This is a genomic window from Bacillus mesophilus, assembly GCF_011008845.1.
GTDB classification, from domain to species: Bacteria; Bacillota; Bacilli; order Bacillales; family SA4; genus Bacillus_BS; species Bacillus_BS mesophilus.
The window spans coordinates 892,145-909,337 of record NZ_JAAIWM010000001.1 but is presented as its reverse complement, the minus strand read 5'-3'; the positions used below and the strand labels follow the sequence as shown (position 1 = coordinate 909,337).

At 36.9% G+C, this 17,193-nt stretch carries 22 protein-coding genes, 1 pseudogene and 1 riboswitch; of the genes and pseudogenes, 16 read left to right on the top strand and 7 right to left on the bottom strand.

Annotation, left to right across the window (positions count from 1 at the left end; all coding sequences use genetic code 11):
* The first annotated feature begins 4 nt into the window (after positions 1 to 4).
* The 3 genes from G4D63_RS04705 to G4D63_RS04695 all read left to right on the top strand — a co-directional run bounded on the left by G4D63_RS04705 (position 5) and on the right by G4D63_RS04695 (position 2,075).
* The gene (locus G4D63_RS04705) at positions 5 to 331 is read left to right on the top strand and encodes a hypothetical protein (RefSeq protein WP_163178152.1); all 327 of its coding nucleotides are present in this window, start codon (positions 5 to 7) and stop codon (positions 329 to 331) included.
* Positions 332 to 445: 114 nt separating this feature from the next.
* Complete coding sequence (locus G4D63_RS04700) at positions 446 to 1,735, top strand: MDR family MFS transporter (protein ID WP_163178149.1); 1,290 nt, start codon at positions 446 to 448, stop codon at positions 1,733 to 1,735.
* 109 nt (positions 1,736 to 1,844) lie between these two features.
* Positions 1,845 to 2,075 (top strand): hypothetical protein, encoded by a 231-nt coding sequence (locus G4D63_RS04695; RefSeq protein ID WP_163178147.1) that lies wholly within the window; start codon positions 1,845 to 1,847, stop codon positions 2,073 to 2,075.
* A gap of 84 nt (positions 2,076 to 2,159) precedes the next feature.
* Here the strand turns inward: G4D63_RS04695 and G4D63_RS04690 are convergent, their stop codons facing one another.
* Positions 2,160 to 2,780: a class I SAM-dependent methyltransferase gene (locus G4D63_RS04690; RefSeq protein WP_163178145.1), complete on the bottom strand. Its 621-nt coding sequence runs from the start codon at positions 2,778 to 2,780 to the stop codon at positions 2,160 to 2,162.
* Positions 2,781 to 3,060: 280 nt separating this feature from the next.
* On the opposite strand from G4D63_RS04690, the gene G4D63_RS04685 reads away from it, so the two are divergent.
* From G4D63_RS04685 to G4D63_RS04665, 5 genes are all read left to right on the top strand, one after another.
* Positions 3,061 to 3,249 carry an aspartyl-phosphate phosphatase Spo0E family protein gene (locus tag G4D63_RS04685; protein WP_163178143.1) on the top strand — a complete coding sequence of 63 codons (189 nt, stop codon included), beginning with the start codon at positions 3,061 to 3,063 and terminating at the stop codon, positions 3,247 to 3,249.
* Between the two features lie 462 nt (positions 3,250 to 3,711).
* On the top strand, positions 3,712 to 4,332 hold the full coding sequence (locus G4D63_RS04680; protein WP_163178141.1) for an NAD(P)-dependent oxidoreductase: 621 nt from the start codon (positions 3,712 to 3,714) through the stop codon (positions 4,330 to 4,332).
* Between the two features lie 112 nt (positions 4,333 to 4,444).
* Positions 4,445 to 4,879, top strand: a complete 435-nt coding sequence (locus tag G4D63_RS04675; protein WP_163178139.1) for a hypothetical protein — start codon at positions 4,445 to 4,447, stop codon at positions 4,877 to 4,879.
* A 50-nt stretch (positions 4,880 to 4,929) separates the two neighbouring features.
* On the top strand, positions 4,930 to 5,511 hold the full coding sequence (locus tag G4D63_RS04670) for a hypothetical protein (protein ID WP_163178137.1): 582 nt from the start codon (positions 4,930 to 4,932) through the stop codon (positions 5,509 to 5,511).
* Positions 5,512 to 5,892: 381 nt separating this feature from the next.
* Positions 5,893 to 7,140: an MFS transporter gene (locus G4D63_RS04665; protein WP_163178135.1), complete on the top strand. Its 1,248-nt coding sequence runs from the start codon at positions 5,893 to 5,895 to the stop codon at positions 7,138 to 7,140.
* A 726-nt stretch (positions 7,141 to 7,866) separates the two neighbouring features.
* On the opposite strand, the gene G4D63_RS04660 is transcribed toward G4D63_RS04665, so the two are convergent.
* The 6 genes from G4D63_RS04660 to G4D63_RS04635 all read right to left on the bottom strand — a co-directional run bounded on the left by G4D63_RS04660 (position 7,867) and on the right by G4D63_RS04635 (position 12,628).
* On the bottom strand, positions 7,867 to 8,712 hold the full coding sequence (locus G4D63_RS04660; protein ID WP_163178133.1) for a cytochrome c oxidase assembly protein: 846 nt from the start codon (positions 8,710 to 8,712) through the stop codon (positions 7,867 to 7,869).
* A gap of 189 nt (positions 8,713 to 8,901) precedes the next feature.
* Entirely contained in the window at positions 8,902 to 9,858 is a 957-nt protein-coding gene (locus G4D63_RS04655; RefSeq protein WP_163178131.1) for an ABC transporter permease, read from the bottom strand.
* A 3-nt stretch (positions 9,859 to 9,861) separates the two neighbouring features.
* Positions 9,862 to 10,767 carry an ABC transporter ATP-binding protein gene (locus G4D63_RS04650; protein ID WP_163178129.1) on the bottom strand — a complete coding sequence of 302 codons (906 nt, stop codon included), beginning with the start codon at positions 10,765 to 10,767 and terminating at the stop codon, positions 9,862 to 9,864.
* Positions 10,764 to 11,477 (bottom strand): ABC transporter ATP-binding protein, encoded by a 714-nt coding sequence (locus G4D63_RS04645; RefSeq protein ID WP_163178127.1) that lies wholly within the window; start codon positions 11,475 to 11,477, stop codon positions 10,764 to 10,766. The genes G4D63_RS04650 and G4D63_RS04645 overlap by 4 nt, the downstream gene beginning before the upstream one ends.
* On the bottom strand, positions 11,458 to 11,844 hold the full coding sequence (locus tag G4D63_RS04640; protein ID WP_163178125.1) for a GntR family transcriptional regulator: 387 nt from the start codon (positions 11,842 to 11,844) through the stop codon (positions 11,458 to 11,460). Before G4D63_RS04640 ends, G4D63_RS04645 begins: the two co-directional genes overlap by 20 nt.
* Positions 11,845 to 11,848: 4 nt before the next feature.
* A complete protein-coding gene (locus G4D63_RS04635) occupies positions 11,849 to 12,628 on the bottom strand; it encodes a hypothetical protein (protein WP_163178124.1) in 780 nt (259 codons plus the stop codon).
* Positions 12,629 to 13,082: 454 nt separating this feature from the next.
* Positions 13,083 to 13,172: riboswitch (cyclic di-GMP riboswitch) on the top strand.
* Between the two features lie 138 nt (positions 13,173 to 13,310).
* Between G4D63_RS04635 and G4D63_RS04630 the strand changes: the two are divergent.
* The 8 genes and pseudogenes from G4D63_RS04630 to cpaB form a co-directional block, all read left to right on the top strand.
* Positions 13,311 to 13,604: pseudogene (locus tag G4D63_RS04630) on the top strand (DUF192 domain-containing protein); the annotation flags it as partial.
* Between the two features lie 9 nt (positions 13,605 to 13,613).
* Positions 13,614 to 13,805: a Flp family type IVb pilin gene (locus tag G4D63_RS04625; protein ID WP_163178122.1), complete on the top strand. Its 192-nt coding sequence runs from the start codon at positions 13,614 to 13,616 to the stop codon at positions 13,803 to 13,805.
* A 97-nt stretch (positions 13,806 to 13,902) separates the two neighbouring features.
* Positions 13,903 to 14,097 carry a Flp family type IVb pilin gene (locus tag G4D63_RS04620; protein WP_163178120.1) on the top strand — a complete coding sequence of 65 codons (195 nt, stop codon included), beginning with the start codon at positions 13,903 to 13,905 and terminating at the stop codon, positions 14,095 to 14,097.
* 102 nt (positions 14,098 to 14,199) lie between these two features.
* A complete protein-coding gene (locus G4D63_RS04615) occupies positions 14,200 to 14,394 on the top strand; it encodes a Flp family type IVb pilin (protein ID WP_163178120.1) in 195 nt (64 codons plus the stop codon).
* A gap of 271 nt (positions 14,395 to 14,665) precedes the next feature.
* Positions 14,666 to 15,175 (top strand): A24 family peptidase, encoded by a 510-nt coding sequence (locus tag G4D63_RS04610; RefSeq protein ID WP_205603786.1) that lies wholly within the window; start codon positions 14,666 to 14,668, stop codon positions 15,173 to 15,175.
* Entirely contained in the window at positions 15,172 to 15,558 is a 387-nt protein-coding gene (locus G4D63_RS04605; protein WP_239585860.1) for a TadE/TadG family type IV pilus assembly protein, read from the top strand. Before G4D63_RS04610 ends, G4D63_RS04605 begins: the two co-directional genes overlap by 4 nt.
* A gap of 11 nt (positions 15,559 to 15,569) precedes the next feature.
* Positions 15,570 to 16,487 (top strand): Tad domain-containing protein, encoded by a 918-nt coding sequence (locus tag G4D63_RS04600; RefSeq protein ID WP_163178116.1) that lies wholly within the window; start codon positions 15,570 to 15,572, stop codon positions 16,485 to 16,487.
* A gap of 8 nt (positions 16,488 to 16,495) precedes the next feature.
* Positions 16,496 to 17,164, top strand: a complete 669-nt coding sequence (cpaB, locus tag G4D63_RS04595; protein ID WP_163178114.1) for a Flp pilus assembly protein CpaB — start codon at positions 16,496 to 16,498, stop codon at positions 17,162 to 17,164.
* The last annotated feature ends 29 nt before the right edge of the window (positions 17,165 to 17,193 follow it).

Here is a 17,193-nt window from a genome sequence, read left to right as displayed (position 1 = left end):
TCATATGGGTAAATTGAAATATTTCACCTTTACACTTATCGTAATTGTTGTGGAAACGGGCTTAGCTTATCTTGTTTCACAAATGACAGGTCTTTACTTGTTAGATGCTATGTTTTATTTAGGGATTGCATGTTGCGCCACCTTCATCTATTTTTCAAGTAGTGGTGGGATGGTTGCAAATAAGAATGAAGCCATGGTGGCAGCGAGTATTTTAGGCTCAAAAAGTAATTATAGTATGAAGCGTTCTCCGTTTTCATTACGATTGAATCCGCTTGTGTTTGGATCAATTGTCTTTTTTGTCCTTGGATTTGTTTTGGCAGCACTGTTTTAATTACCACAGAGTTACTCAGACTCTAAAATATCTATATTTGGAATTTTGTTTCCAAAAGGCTGTCCAATGGCGTATAATCTCTTTTGTGTGTTAAATATAGCGAAGAGGTAGAACATGAGATTACGAGATTGGGATTTGAACTTAAAGGTTCGTTTGTATGGTGAGTTTTTTGTTAATGTGTTGTTCTGGATGTTTTTCCCGTTTATGGCGATATATTTTTCTGAAGAATTTGGTAAGGACAAGGCAGGTCTACTATTAATTTTATCCCAAGTTTTTGGGGTTTTGGCTAATTTAGTGGGTGGCTATTGTGCAGATCATTTTGGTCGTAAGCGGATGATGGTGATTTCTACATTTGGTCAGGGTGTGTTCTTTCTGATTTTTGCGTTCGCAAATTCAATGTGGATGGAATCAGCCCTGGTCAGCTTCATATGTTTTACGGTCATTGGGGTGTTCGGTTCATTGTATTGGCCTGCCAGTCAAGCCATGGTTGCCGATGTAGTAGAGGAGAAGAATCGGAACTCTGTTTTCGCGATTTTTTATACAGGTATCAACATAGCCGTTGTCATTGGCCCAATTGTTGGCGGCATCTTTTTCTTTCAGCACCGATTTGAATTATTGTTAACGGCAGCACTAACAAGCTTCGTTATAGGTATCATCTTACAAAAGATGGTGACCGAAACTGCACCTTCTCTTCAAAATCAGGCTGTAAAGAAGACGGAAAAAGTAACCTTGGTGGGAGCAATTACCCAACAGGTGGCAGACTACAAAATCATTTTCCAAGATAAAATTTTCCTATTATTTATTATCGCAGGCGTAGTATCTGCTCAAACCTTTATGCAGCTGGATCTTCTTATGGCTGTTTATACAAAAGAATTAGTTCCACTTCAAACATTGATTGGATTTGGGGATTTCCGTCTTGAACTCGGCGGAGAGAAGGCATTCGGGCTAATTATTGCCTTTAACGGATTTATGGTTGCGTTGCTAACGGTCGTGATTACAAGACAGGTCGATAAATATAGAGAAAGAGATGTTTTTATTACATCGGCTCTACTATATGGGGTAGGAATCTTCCTTTTCGGACAATCGACGATGCTTTGGGTTCTGTTAGGAGCAATGGCTATTTTTACAATGGCTGAGATTATGGTCGTTGGGATTCAACAGAGCTTCGTTTCCAAACTCGCACCTGAACATATGAGAGGACAATACTTTGCAGCAGCAAGCTTAAGATTTACGATCGGTCGGACGATTGCACCAATATCGATTTCACTGTCGATGTGGATTGGCTATCAATGGACATTTGTGATGCTTACTGTCCTTTGTGTAATCAGTGCGTTGATTTACTACTATATGTATCAATTGTTTGAGAAACAGAAAAAACAAGTGGTTCAAAGAGTGTTAGCTTAGTCTCCGGATTCGGGGGCTTTTTTTGTATTTACATAATGTCAGGTATTCTCTAGTGTAGTTTGGATAAAATACAATCATACTTTAATACATACTTCTTGGGGGTTATGTGATGTCTGATTTAGAACCAGTTGAATATGAAATAGGAACGAACATACGTGATTATGATATTCTCGATATTAAGCAAACTGAAACGGGATACGAAGTGACGCTTGACGTGAATTTAGATAGTGGGTATTCGCTATCCAAAACAAAGCTAGAGATATCACAGGAAGATTTAGAAGGGTATGAAACAACTGAAGTCGAAGAAGGCATTAAATATGCTTTAGGGTTTTTTAGTTAGAAGCCATCCGGTGGGATGAATTTGTTTCTTATCAATAAAAGAGACCCACGAGAGGGGCTCTTTTTCATTACAAAAACAAAAATATTACATCGTTTTAGCCACAATTATTTTCCGATACATTCCATTCATCATAATGGGTGTATCTTCTTCTATTTGTATTCGATTATTGTTCTTTTGAATAAGTTCTTCAAAGTTGCGTCCAATATCCGTTCCTAATGCGCTAATAATCGGCCTCAGCATCCTCTTTGATAATGAAAGCTTATCATTCTTAGGAGCGAATTTATCAAATATAATCACTTTCCCCCCGGGTTTTAACACTCTCTTAATCTCTTGAAAACACTGGTTCGCATCTGGCACAACTGATAAGATCAAACTAGCCACTACATAATCAAATTCCTCATCTTTAAAAGACATATTTTGAGCATCCATTTCTATAAAACTAATATCAGATCCCCTAAACTTGTTTTTTGCTTTGGAAAGCATATCTGGAGAATAATCAATTGCCGTTATATCTAAGCTAGAATAATTAATAAGCTCTAAATCAGCTCCCGTACCTACCCCTACAAACAAGATTTTATGGCTACGATCAAACCTTACAGATTGAAAGATTCGTTTTCGGGCATGAAGGAAGATCCCTGAATTAAAGAACTGATCATATAGAGGTGAGCCAAGTTTATATATAACTTTATTCCACGAATTATTCAACACCACACACTCCTTTTCGAAGCATCATGTACTAATTCAATTATAGACCATTTAAAGAAAAAGAGGTATAATTTGGAAGTCGTGTTAGTTGATATAAAAGTGGTAATTAAAGTGTATTCTTTTGCCAAGAGCTCTATAAATATCGAAAGAATAATAATATTGCGAAAAAGTAAAAAGGGCTAATAATAACATAATGTTTACCGATTATATAATTATAAGAAAAAATAATGAATTATATTGAATAGGAATGAAATGACAAGTTCTAAGGAGAAAATCAGTAATGGACACTAACCTTATAAATCCACTAAAACCAAATGAGCTTCGTAGAAAAATAGAAATCCTTAGAAATGAATTAATCAGCGTAGGGTTAGAAAAAGGGTTGTCAAGCAAAGAGGCAATCACAATAAGCCAAGAATTAGATAACTATATAGTTAGATGTCAGAGATGTTGTCCAAAGGATTATGCATGATATTGATTTGTTTTAAATTATCACGGATTTACCAAAGTTTTGCTAAAAGATACTAGCTGCCAATAGGCAGCTTTTTTACAATCTAGGGGGCAATAATTTTATAAATTTTGTTAGAGATGAACAATTATAGAAGGGCAGAAATACATACGATTTAAGTAATAACTAGGACTTAAAGGGACGGTGGAAAATGAAAAATTGGTTATATACACTATACTTTTTTATACTAGGTGTAATCTCTTTTATTACACGAGAAGTAGTTACTTTTATTATGTTAGGTTTAGTTTTGATTAGTCTAAATAACATTCATTCAACATTAAAAGAAATACTGAAAGTTAATAAGAAAGAAAATTAAAACCCTTTTTTTAGTAAGAAGTTATTTTACAAGGGGAAGGTTAGTGTAAGAGTGTTGTTAACTTGTATTCACAAAAAAATTCTGTATCCGTAAATAGGAGGATCCTACTTTTGAATATTTTAATTTTAGGTGCAACTGGACGAGTTGGAAGTCAAATAGTAACTTATGCCCTTCATGATCAACATCAAGTCACTGTATTAGTTCGCACTCCAGAGAAGATTCAAATAAATAGTGGAAATTTAACCATTATTCAAGGTAATGCTTTAAATAAAAATGATATAGTACGTGCAATGCACGGAATTGATGTGGTTATTAGTGCTCTAAATACCGATGGTACAACCACTCTATCAGAAAGTATGCCATTAGTGATCAAAGCAATGGAAAACGAAGGTATACAACGAATTATTACAATAGGGACTGCGGGGATTTTACAGAGTAGAACTACGCCAACCATACTCCGTTATCAGTCAAGCGAATCAAAACGTAAATCAACCCGCGCAGCAGAAGAACATCATAAAGTTTACGATATGCTAAAACAATCAACACTTGATTGGACTATTGTATGTCCTACGTATTTACCGGATGGAGAAAGAATAGGTGAATATCGTGTGGAACGTGATTTTTTACCGGTGGGAGGAGATAAAATATACGTATCGGATACGGCAGAATTTTCATATAGACAGATTGAAAGTAACTATTATATAAAATCACGTGTAGGGATCGCCTACTAGATACTATTACTTGTTGTCGGAATGAGAACACGTGAATGCCTGATCATATTTATTAAATATGTGTGTTTTCCTGCAGAAGAGCTGACAAGGCAAAATTAAAGTGGGGGATAAGGTGAAGTTAATTAAGTTGCTAGTATTACTTTCTTTTAGTCTTTCTCTAATTGCTTGTAACGATGGACAATACCTTACATTTGAAAGCAAAGAAGGTGCAGAAGAAGAGATTGGTGAATTTCAAACTCCTCTTATGCCAAGTGGCTATGTAATTAAAAAAATAACGTATGAACATGACGGCTTTACACATCCAGTGACAAAGGTGTTCTACGAAATGGAAGGTCATAAGATTACGTTTATGATTACATCATCAATGTTTGATAAAAGTACATCAGAGAAGATTAAAAACGGTAAAATAGCTGACATGGTTTGGATTTCAAAAGATACAGAATATGTATTAAAGTGGAGAGATTCAATCCAGCAAAGTTATAAATACCTGTTCACAAGTAATGAAGAAGACAAAGAATGGTTAATTTCTATTGCTGAAAATTATTGAGCTAAGACCGTTCCTGGATAACAGTGAGAGTGCGATGGGGAGGGGTGTTTTTGAAAAACTCATTTAAAATTATATCATCCTGTAATGTGATCTTTTTACTATTACTACTAATGTTAACAAGTGCATGTTCGATTATAGAGGAAAAAGATATACAATTTATAAGACAGAATTTGGATGCTTATCACACAGAAACGATTCCTTATAAGGAAGAAATAACATTTACTCTTCCTACTGAAAAGATCTTAAATGGAATAGTTGAACCCATAAAAATAACATCCATTCATGATACCGATGTTTTCGTTATAGAAACATATGAAAAAGAAAATCCGTTTACCAAGAACAAGGAAATAGATATTATAATCGGATTTGATAGTCATGTTAATTCGAAAAACGGAACCGTTCTTAGTCATTTTCGACTAAATGATGATGGTACTTATACTACTGGAGACGTTTTTCACCGTGTTTTTGACGAAAATGGGGAGTTGGGTAATTTTGGTAGAGGCAGCGGAGATCACGAAGGGAGATTTGAACAGTTCGTTTCTTTTACTTTTGAACAAGAAGAACTAAAGAAAAGTAGAGAATTAACTTTTGAAATAAGTGGTTTATATCAATTAAATTATACTGAAAAATAACGTTTTGTTTACTCGACTAGCGGTAGGATCCTTTGAACAAAGAGCAAATAGGCTGTCATTATATGGCAGCCTATTTTAATAGTTTCAATCAACTTTTCACGCTAACAAAACGTTTTAACAAAGGATAGAGGCATAAAGAAATGAGCTGAGTTGTAAATAGAATCACACTTCCAATATGTACTATTTCAATTATAGACTATCCAATATTATGGAAATGGAGAAAACATTGTGAATAAAAAAGGGAGTTAATCCAAGAAGGATTAATTCCCTTTTTAGTAGAATTGATTCAGTTATAGAAGAAGTTTAGGTAGATTAGACCTATCCTTATCTAAATAAGTTAGACATTTCAGCAGAATTTATAAAGATTGAGGACAAAATAAAATGTTAAAAGAGAATATAAAGATATTTAAAAATAAAAATTTTCTATTCTATTGGTCTAGTGCATGGTTCACATCATTAGGTGATTCTATCTTTATCATAGCACTAACTTGGTTACTCATTGAGGAAAAGGGATCTCCTTTAGTTGTAGGTACATACTTATTTATTGTTGGAATATCAAAAATGGTTTTTATATTAATTGGAGGTATGATTACAGACAGATTTAACGCAAAACATCTAATGATTATTTCTAAAATAATCCGTGCTCTTTTAATCTTTATTTTGGTAGGAATAAGCTTTGCTGATGATCTTAATATATGGCTCGTGTATTGTATTGGAGCAATATTTGGAATGGTAGATGCTGTTGAAGAACCTGCTACAATAACATGTAGAACTTTAATAGTAGATAAAGAATACTATACACAGTCTATGAGTTTACTAATGATAGCTGGAAATGTCTCGGCCGTTGTAGGCCCGTTAGTCGGTGCTGGCTTAGTGGCGTTGGGGAGTACACAGATTGCTATTTTAATAAATGCAGGTACCTTCATAGTATCGGTACTTTTATTATTAAAGGTAACCTTTGATAAGCAAGAGGACATTAAAGTAAATAATAACAATATACTACAGGATGCAAAGGATGGAATTAAATATTTTATAAGCACCCCAATTATTTTTACAATGGCAGTCTTTGCCTTTTTCGCCAATGCAGCTGTTGGAGCTACTATTGTAAGTATTCCATTCCTTGCAACTGATAAAGGATTTGGTGTAGAAGGATTTGGCTTGATGAATACTGGGATCGGGGTTGGAAGTGCAATTGGGGCTCTCCTCTTCTCCCTTTGGATAATTCGGAATCCAAAACCATATATGACACTATTAACTTGTTTTTTACAGGGGATCGTGATCGTTTGCATTGGATTTACAGACCATATTTTGTTTTTACTTTTATTATTTGCATTATTAGGATTGCATGAAACAGCTGTTAATGTGATTGCTCCAAGTGTGAACCATACAATTATTCCACGTAAGCTGTTTGGAAGGGTAATAAGTGTCATGATTTTAGTCATGTCTGGGTCTGTTCCTATTTCTCAGGCGATTGCTGGGTGGTCTATGGAGTGGGTAAAACCAGAGGTGGTATTTATTTATGCTGGATTACTAGAAGTTATTGCAGCAATCATTGTTTTCTGTTTACCGTTTGTAAGACATTATGGTAAGGTACCAAACAATGTGAAAGTATCTAGAACGAGTATATAAAAGTAAACATTATTCAGCTAGAGTTTCTGTTAATTGTATAAGTGCTTTTAAGTTAGGGTTCATATGACGTAGTATTTAGGGTTTCCGGAAGAAGATATTGTGTTTCTGAACTTTTTATTTATCGACCCGGATTTACAGGGGCAAGGCTTTAGCAGTGAAATGATTGAACAGTTTATGGAACCAATGCAGACGACTTCTTATACAAGAGTCCGCCTGTTGGGCAAGTTGGAAAATTGGTCGGCTATGCATTTTTAGACGAAACATAATTTTAAGAAAATCATCAGCTATTATGGTGAACAGTCCTTTCGGATGCCACTTTTGCAGGTCTAGTAATCGAGAGAGAAGTGGATTCCGTTTAATCTGCCAATTGAACGGTTTGCAATAGCATTGACTTGGGTGGAAAGGTTTGAAGAAACACACGCAAGTCCAAGAGTGCTTTAATGGTATCAAAAGGCTCTTTTTGTAAAGATTTTTTTTAATTGAATAACTTTGTTTGAGTTGATTGGAGCGGAAGGCACTCGACTCCTGCGGGAGATAGAGGGAAGTGTGAGACCCCGCAGGCGAAGCCGAGGAGGCTCACGTCCCTCCCCGCGGAAAGCGAGTGTCTGCAGGGGAAATCAACGGGCTAGATATACATTCATTCTTTATTAAAATAGCAACAAAGTATGCGAAAACATCAGCAAAAAAGGATTAGGCTGTCATTGCATAGCAGCCTAATAGTATTCATTAACTTTTTTCGCTAACAAAGCGCTTTAAAAAAGGATAGAGGCATAAAGAAATGAGCTGAGTTGTAAGTAGAATCACACTCCCAATAACCTGTTCTCGTTGTGGTGGAAATGGAAGTAGTGCCTCGATAAGTTCTTCTTCGATAATCGGCTCTGCTAAATCTCCTGTGGGTAAGCAGAATTCAAGGGAAGTAATCATTAAATCCATGTCTGTATAAATAGAGTAGAAGCTTTGTTTGACTAGATAAAGAACAGCTGCCAAAGGGATAAATAAAAGAATATAACTCATATAAAAATTCTTGCGACGTTTGTTGGTTAGTTGATTCAACTCTTTAACTGGCGGGAAAACAGCACACCAAAATAAAAGGGCAACTAAAAACATGGCAAATAAATAAAAGTAATGTAAAAAAAGGTTTATTCTAACGTAATCAAAGATCACTGGAACATGATAACTGATAAATAGAACGTGAAACACAATCAATGAAGGAGCTGGGTTCATGAGTCTACGCAATAGCTGATTTAAAAATGGTACAGACATTGCTCTTCTTAGAAATTCTCCTTTTAGACCTATAGCGAGTAGGGGAGCGGACAAGAAAAATAGCATAATCATTTGGATGATATGAGCTCTAAACTGAATTCGACCTAACAAATTTAATGGACTTCCTAGAGCAAAGAAATAAATGAAAAGCCCTACTACAAATAAACCTGATTTAAGCTTTGTATGTGTAGAGGATGTAGGAAGTAAAAAAAGGTATAACATGATGGCTAATAATACAAAGTAAAGAACACCGAAATTCCATTTTTCATGATAAGAGAAGTCCTCTAAAATCGTTTGAAGTACATCCATGCGATCGCAACCTTTAGTAAGAAGTAGTTGCTCTTATTTTAATGAAGTTGTATTAAAGTGGATGTGATATTAGTCACTTGAAACAGGTGACACTTTTTCCCTTAACATGAGTAATAACAGCAAAAGAGAGTGACTCGAAATTTCGAATCACTCCTTTTAGCGTATCACCACTATTAACATCAACCCAAGTTAAGCAGCCACATCTCTTTGCTTAAATACCCCAAATGCGAGTAAGTGAAAAATAATAAAGTAAACGAGAAGGACGATGATTGAGAACCCGATTGTCATGCCCTCGACCGGTGGCATGCCGTCCGTGTAAATCGTTAAGTCAGTGTTGGCGAATAGAATATATTTCGCCCACTCGTATCGACTAGCAAGGAGGAACGTAACATTAGCACCCATGAAAAGTAGAAATAATGAAAGCCCAATTGCTAGTGAACTATTCCGGAATACAGCTGAGATCATGAAGGCCATGGTGGCAATCATTAGAATGTCGATTGAGCTTAGTAAATATTGTCCAATTAAATGAATGGCGAGATTTCGTTCAACTACTTCTCCATTGCTATAAGCAAGATGAGGAACGTCACTTGTTGGAAGCCCAAATAATAATAGTCCTACAATTGCTGAAAGAAGATAGATGGTCACTAGTAAAAGCAAACCAAACAACATAACTGTTATATATTTTGATAACAATATTTTCGTGCGACTGATGGGGCGGACTAATAGTAATTTAATGGTTCCCCATGAAAATTCCGAAGCAACAATTCCGGCAGCAATAATGATCGTGAATAGACCGGCGAAGCTAATGGCGGCCTGTGCATCAGTCACATACGTCCAAACATGATTTTCGGTGACTGGAGCTAAATCGTGTTGGAGCTGATACTTCTGAATGGCAATTTGACGCTCGTAGAACGCTTTTAAGTTTGGATTATTTTGTCCATCCTCCTGCAAATACTGTTTGTTACTTGCAATTTGTGTTTCTAATTCTTGCTTCCAATTCATTTGTTGATCAGTGACATTCCTTGATTCTTCATACTTTTGGAATCCGGCATATCCGACGATAAACAGGACGACAAGTCCAAGCATGACAAAGGTTCCAGGTCTTTTGAAAATTTTTATCCACTCATTTATCACTAAATTTTTCATGATTTACTCTCCCTTTACCGATGTGATTTCTAGGAAACGGTCTTCTAATGATTTGGATACAGGTTTTACGCTAAAAATTTCAACATCAGCTAACACCAATTTTTTCATAAGAGCCGGAATTTCATTCTTCTTAACTTCAACACTAAACCCACTCTCAACAGTTGATGCCGCGTATTCTTGTTCGAGCCAATCTGTTGAATCTCCTAGATTTCCAGTTTCAAAGACATATAGTATTTGTTCAGGCTGGACAAAATCATGAACCTGCTGTACATCAATTAAGCTACCATCCTGAATAATCGCAATTCGGTCACACATCATTTCCATTTCAGATAAAAGGTGACTTGATACAATCACACTCATTCCTTTTTCACGCGTGAGCATCCGCAAATGATCTCGGATCTCTCGAATTCCAGCTGGATCTAGTCCATTCGTTGGTTCATCTAAGATTAATAGCTTCGGGTCATGCAGTAAGCATTGGGCTAGCCCGAGTCGCTGACGCATCCCTAGCGAATAGGTTTTCACTTTATCATGGATTCGAGCTGTTAACCCAACCAGTTCAATGACTTCAGTTATTTTATCTTTTGTAATCCCTTTATGCATGCGAGCATATTGGAGTAAATTTTGATAGCCTGTTAAAAACTTGTACATTTCAGGATTTTCAACAATCGCACCAATATTTCTTACAGCTTCCTCGAAGTCCTTTTTCACACTTTTTCCACAGACAATGATGTCGCCCTCAGTAATACCCATTAATCCAACAATCATACGGATGGTTGTCGTCTTACCAGCTCCATTTGGTCCTAAAAATCCGAACACTTCTCCTTCGTTCACAGAAAAGCTAAGGCCCTTAATGATTTGTTTACCTTTAATTGTCTTGTTTACATCATGTAATGAAAGAACTGATTTCATCGCACATCCTCCTCAACTTGATTGACGATTTGTTTGTACCATTTTAAGACTGACATTCCATGCTTTTCTCGTAAATCTTCCACTTCTTCTTGCCCAATGACCGTTCCATAATGGATGGCAATTGCTACATCTAGTAGTGGTTCAATTTCTGTTATTTCGTGGGTGGCGATAATCACAACCTGATTTTCAAAATCGATATATCTCAACAAGCTTTGTACAATAGAATCTCTTACCACCGGATCTAATCCAGAGAAGGGTTCATCTAGTAAAATAAACTCACTATCTCTTGCAAGGGTGGTAACGAGCTTTAGTCGTCCTCGATTTCCTTTTGATAGGGATTTTACTTTTTTAGTTGGATCTAGCCTTAAATCCTCTACTAGCCTATGAGCTTTTTCAACATTAAAATCTGTAAATTGACTAGCTGCAAATTCAATGGTCTCCTTAACCGTAAACGTGTCGTAAAACATATCTAGTTCAGTAAGGTAGGCAACAGAACTACATGTTTTTCTTGTTACTAGTTCACCGTTTACCATTATATTTCCTTCATTTGGAAATGATAACCCAGTGATTAGTTTTAACGTGGTCGATTTTCCACTTCCATTTGGGCCGAGGAGTCCATAGATTCTTCCTTTGCTAAAAGTTAGATTTACATTTTTTAATGCAAAATCATTTCCAAAACGCTTAACCACATTAGTTAACTGAATCGTCATGAGTGCCCTCCTGTAAATAGCGTTGTAGCCTGTTCAATATTTGAGTTTTTGGTACACCAATCTCTTTCATTTTTTGTACAAATGAACGGATAATTTCATCTTGCAGAGAGTAACTTAATTCGTTAATCAGCTCTTCACGATTCACGACAAAGGTTCCCTGACCTCTCCTTGTTTCCACGATATTCATCCTTTCCAATTCACTATACGTTCGTTGGATCGTATTTGGATTGACCCCCATCTGAACAGCCATCTCTCGAACAGACGGTAACTTTTCCCCTAGGGGCTGTTTGCCTCGAACAATATCAATAATGACTTTTTCAACAATCTGTAAATAGATCGGTTTGGAAGACTGAAATTCTTCTGTCATGATTCTATACCTCTACTTTCCGTTCCAACAGTCTAGCAGCAATAGTAAATAAGAGTATGGTTAAAAGTACATAGTAGATCAGCGGAATGATCGGAATGGCTGTTTCAGAAAAGGTAACAAACCAATCTTCTTGGCCAAAAGAAAATTCAGCGTTTATAAAAACTTGAACTTCCACTAGGTAGATTAAATGATCAATGAAAGGGATTTCCTGTATCCATGTTTCTATTAGGTTAAAGACAATGAATAGTGCAAGGATAATTAACCAACGAAATGGTTTTAATTTCGGAAGATGTTTCAAGGAATGATAAATACTCCAATAGAGTGTGACCCAGCTAGTAAAATAGACTGCAAAGATGACCATGATTAGATTGATCATACTAATGGATTGAATAAAAACCCCAATACTCATCTGTTCATAATGATTCTTTCCGAAAAAATATAAGCTGATGGCAGCATACACTAGGAGGATCAGCTGAATGAATAGTTGAGAGGAGAATATGACGGCATATTTAGACAATAAAAGGGTTGAACCTTTTCGTGGACTGTATAGCCATAGCTGATTTTTAGACTCTATATTTAACAATGTGAGCATAGTTATAGGTGCATAAACAAACATAAATAATGATAAGAAAATGTAAACAGGCAACGTTCCGACGGGCTGCATCATATAGGCGGAATAACCAAAGCCAGCAATCATGATTAACATGATACCAACAAACATCGAGAAGATATGGACTCTTGATAACCGATAATCCTTCCATAACAATCCTTTTATTGTACTCATATAAATCTCCTTTAAGTTTTTTGTATTAGTGTTCTAGTTAGATAGTACACTAGTGCAATCTCATAAGTCAATGCGGATTGTTCGACATGTTACAGTTAAATTGTGGATAAAGATTAAACTGGTCACCAGATAAAAGGGATCTATTTTGACTTTTAACGGTAAAAGTTGTAACGATTGACAAACATTTGAGTGGTCGTTTAATACGAAGTATATATTTATTTTATGGGGGTTAATCTCCCTGAATATTTTTAGAATTAATAGGAATAAAGACCCTTGACTATTTTTTTAGTGATAAATATTAAAAAAATCCTGCGTTTTTCCCTGGATTTTTCGTCATGTTACGACAAAAAGACTATAAATTAATTGTCAGAAAATAAGGAATTCGAACGATTCTTTTTTAATAAAGTCGATTTAGTATAGAGGTAAGAGATCAGACGGAAACAAAAACGCTGAGTCTCGATAAAGGCAAACCTGGTGAAAACCAGTGACGCAAAGCTAAAGGGGCTAAGGTGTGAATATCACACTACGCCAGCCAGTTACCGAAAGATTTGGGCGTTTTTTGTTGTACACAAAAACCCCTCCTTTCGGTAAAGGCGGGGTTTTTTTAGATCACATGGAGGTGAGCTAGGTAAAACTTTACAACCAGAGTAATAATGAAGAACTAGCTGTCCAAGTCGGTAAAGCGTATTCATTCTTTACACGATTACAAGGACTCATGTTCTCAAAGGACTTGCCAACAGGTTGCGGTCTTCATCTAAAACCCTGTCAGTCGATTCATACGTATTTCATGAACTATGCCATTGATGTTGTGTTTGTTAACAAACGTCTTGAAGTAGTCGGAATTATCGAATCGATGTCACCGAGAAAAACTAGCAAAGTATTTCGTTCTGCCGCATCCGTGTTTGAATTTCCAGCAGGGACTGTGAGTAGAACCAACACTAACATTGGAGATGTGTTAGTAATCAAAGAGTCGTAGGAGGGAGCCATGAAGAAGTTAAAGGCATTGGTAACGGAAGAACAAGGTCAGGGAATGACAGAGTACGGTTTAGTATTAGGAATTATTGCAGTAGCAGTCGTAGGTTTCTTAGTAACACTACGTGGTGAAATTACAGCAATGTTCCAAGATGCAGTAACGACAGTACAAACAAGAGCAACTGGCGACGGATCAGGAAGCTAATGTGGGACATGGGGACAGGCACCTTGTCCCAACGGAAAGCACAAGAGAAACGAGAATGGTAATAAACCAAAACTAAAAACCAAGGGAGCGAATAATCATGATGAACAAATTAAAAGGTTTAGTTGTTGAAGAGCAAGGTCAAGGGATGACAGAATACGGTCTAGTTCTAGGAATTATTGCAGTAGCAGTAGTAGGTTTCTTAGTAACATTACGTGGTGAAATCACAGCCATGTTCCAGGATGCCGTAACATCAGTACAAGGGCGTCAAACGGGCGACGGATCAGGTAACTAATTTTGGGACAAGGGGACAGGCACTGTGTCCCTACAGAAAGCGAACGTAAGAGAAAATAGTAAGTTAATAAACCAAAACTAAAAACCAAGGGAGCGAATAATCATGATGAACAAATTAAAAGGTTTAGTTGTTGAAGAACAAGGTCAAGGGATGACAGAGTACGGACTAGTTCTTGGGATTATTGCAGTAGCAGTCGTAGGTTTCTTAGTAACATTACGTGGTGAAATTACAGCCATGTTCCAGGATGCTGTAACATCTGTACAAGGGCGTCAAACGGGCGACGGATCAGGTAACTAATTAGGTTTTTTCACGATAGTGAAATAACCATTACCTTCAGGGATCGTAAGTCTTAAAGAAATTGAAATCATACCAAATATTTTTATACTTACTTCTGTGGGACAAGGGGACAGGTACCGTGTCCCAGCAGCCTTAGGCTGGTAGGGACAATGTACCTGTCCCCCTGTCCCTTAATATTTTACACCGCCCCATAGGTTTTTATAACGTGGGGCGTTTTTTGTAAGGAATTACTGAAAAATCTTTCAGGTGAAAGGTGGGATCAATCGTGGTTATGAATATCCTCCTCCTAATTGTTTTACTCATTTGTTTAGTGACAGATCTTAAATCTAGAAAGATCTATAACAAAGTGATCTTCCCATCGCTGCTTCTAACATTTATTCTACATTTTAGTTTAGATGGACTTTCCGGTTTAGGGTTTTCGTTACTAGGTTTTGTCGTAGGCTTTTCTATCCTCCTCATACCTTACTTTCTAGGTGGAATGGGAGCTGGAGATGTAAAGTTGTTAGCGGTGATTGGGGCAATGAAAGGGATGAATTTTGTCATCCTCACTTCTATTTATATGGCCCTTTTAGGTGGAGTCATCGCATTGCTTGTGTTGATGTTTAGAAAAGGAGCTTTACAACGAATCAAATCTATCTTTTATTCGATGTCTTGTTTTAGGTCTGGTGTCAGATTGCCGTTATTTCTTGATAAAGAAGGATTGAAAACGACTTATCCTTATGGTGTAGCGATTACGGGTGGAGCGTTAGTGAGTCTCTTTTATAAAGGCTGGATCTTATGATGTTCAAAGATCAACGAGGGCAATCATTAGTAGAAATGGCACTGTTATTACCTGTTTTACTACTTTTACTAGTAGGAATCATTGATTTTGGAAGAGTATTATACTCCTATTCTCACCTTCATCTTGCTACACAAGAGACCGTCAGATTAGCAGGGTTAGGTAAAACAGATCAAGAGATTACTCAGTTTGCTAAAGGTTATATACAAATCGGGGACGCCGCTAATTTGCAAGTAGCCATATCACCGAACGATCAAAATCGAAGCTCAGGTGAATATGTATCGGTTACCTTGCAGTATCCAATCGAACTCATCACACCACTCTTATCTGAAGTGATCCCCAACCCGTTCCAGCTTCAAGCAGATTCGACGATTCGGGTGGAATGAGGGTATGAGAGATGAAAAATAAACTAAAGAAACTTAGAGATTCAGAGAATGGTAATGCGATTGTACTTGTAACGATTGCCCTTCTTGTCTTATTGACGATGACGGGTTTAGTGATAGATGGTGGTAAATTGTTTGTCACCAAAACTCATCTTCAAAAAACGGCGAATGCCTCGGTCTTATCAGGCGCACAAAAGCTATTAGAAGATGAGGAAACGGTCACTCATGTTGTACATGATGTATTGCAGTTTCATAACGAAGAGGCCAGTTTACAAAACCTTTCAATTGAAAGTAATCGGCTAGTTAGGGTTGAACTACACAAAGAGATGCCGCTATCTTTCTCTACATTATTTGGAATGGAATCAAGTGCAGTTCATGCATCAGCAGCAGCCGAAATCGGTGCGATGGGAGAAGCACAAGGGGCGGTTCCGATTGGCATTGATGAGCGATTTCAGCTCGAGTTTTTTAAAGAGTACGAGCTTAAAACTGATGCGCATGGCAATGATACCGGTTGGTTTGGAATTTTAGCCTTAGGTGGACCTGGTGCGGATACCTATTATGACAACTTTATGAATGGGTACGATCAAGAAATAAAAGTGGGCGACATCATTGAAACGCAAACAGGGAATGTGGCAGGGAAAACAAGGTCGGCTATAAAAGCAAGAATTGATAATTGTCCTTATACATTTGAAGAAGCGATAGATAAGAAATGTTCGAGGGTCATTTTGATCCCAGTCTATCAACCTACCTCTATTCAATCCAATCAAATTCAAGAGGTGAAAATACGAGGCTTTGCTTACTTTTATCTAACAAAACCAGCTTCAGGTAATGATACGTCTGTACATGGAATGTTTATTAAAACAACTGGGCCTGGAAAAATTGACCCAAATGCTGCCAATAGAGGGGCATTTAGCATAAGACTAACTGAGTAGGTGAACAGATGAAATCAAAATTTATCCTTATATTAGCGATCGTAATGGGGTTAATGACAACCTTTCTATTCTTTAATTATATGAAACAATTCGACTCGGAAATTGCAATTAGTGAAAGTATGGTAGAGATTGTCGTAGCAAAAGAAAGAATTCCTGCAAACACTATGGTACAGGCAAGTATGCTAGAGGTAAGGTCAGTACCCGAACAAGGAGTACACCCTCAAGCAATTAGAAATCTATCAGAGCTAGAAGGTTTGTATGTAACCTCACCGATCGAGGTTGGTGAAGCTATTCTAGAGCACCGTGTTCAATCATCACTAGAGGAGAATGTATTCGTTTCTCGGAAAGTAAGTGATGGTCACCGCGCTGTATCAATCGGTGTTGACTTTGTCCAATCTGTATCAACATTGATTGAGCCAGAGGATTATGTGGATGTCGTATTTAGTGAAATCATTAGTACAAATCCTAATGTGATTAAATCGGAACAAATTTTAACAAATGTAAGAGTCCTTGCGGTTGGAACAAAGATGATTCCTAAAAGTGATGAAAGTGAAGAGTATGTTGAATATACGTCGGTTACGCTAGATTTGAAGCCTCAGGATGCAGTGACCGTCATCAATGCATCAGAACGAGGGAATATTCAGTTCACATTAAATAGTAAAGTTGCCACAAAATAAGCGTGAATTTGGTTGATATAGAAAGTGGG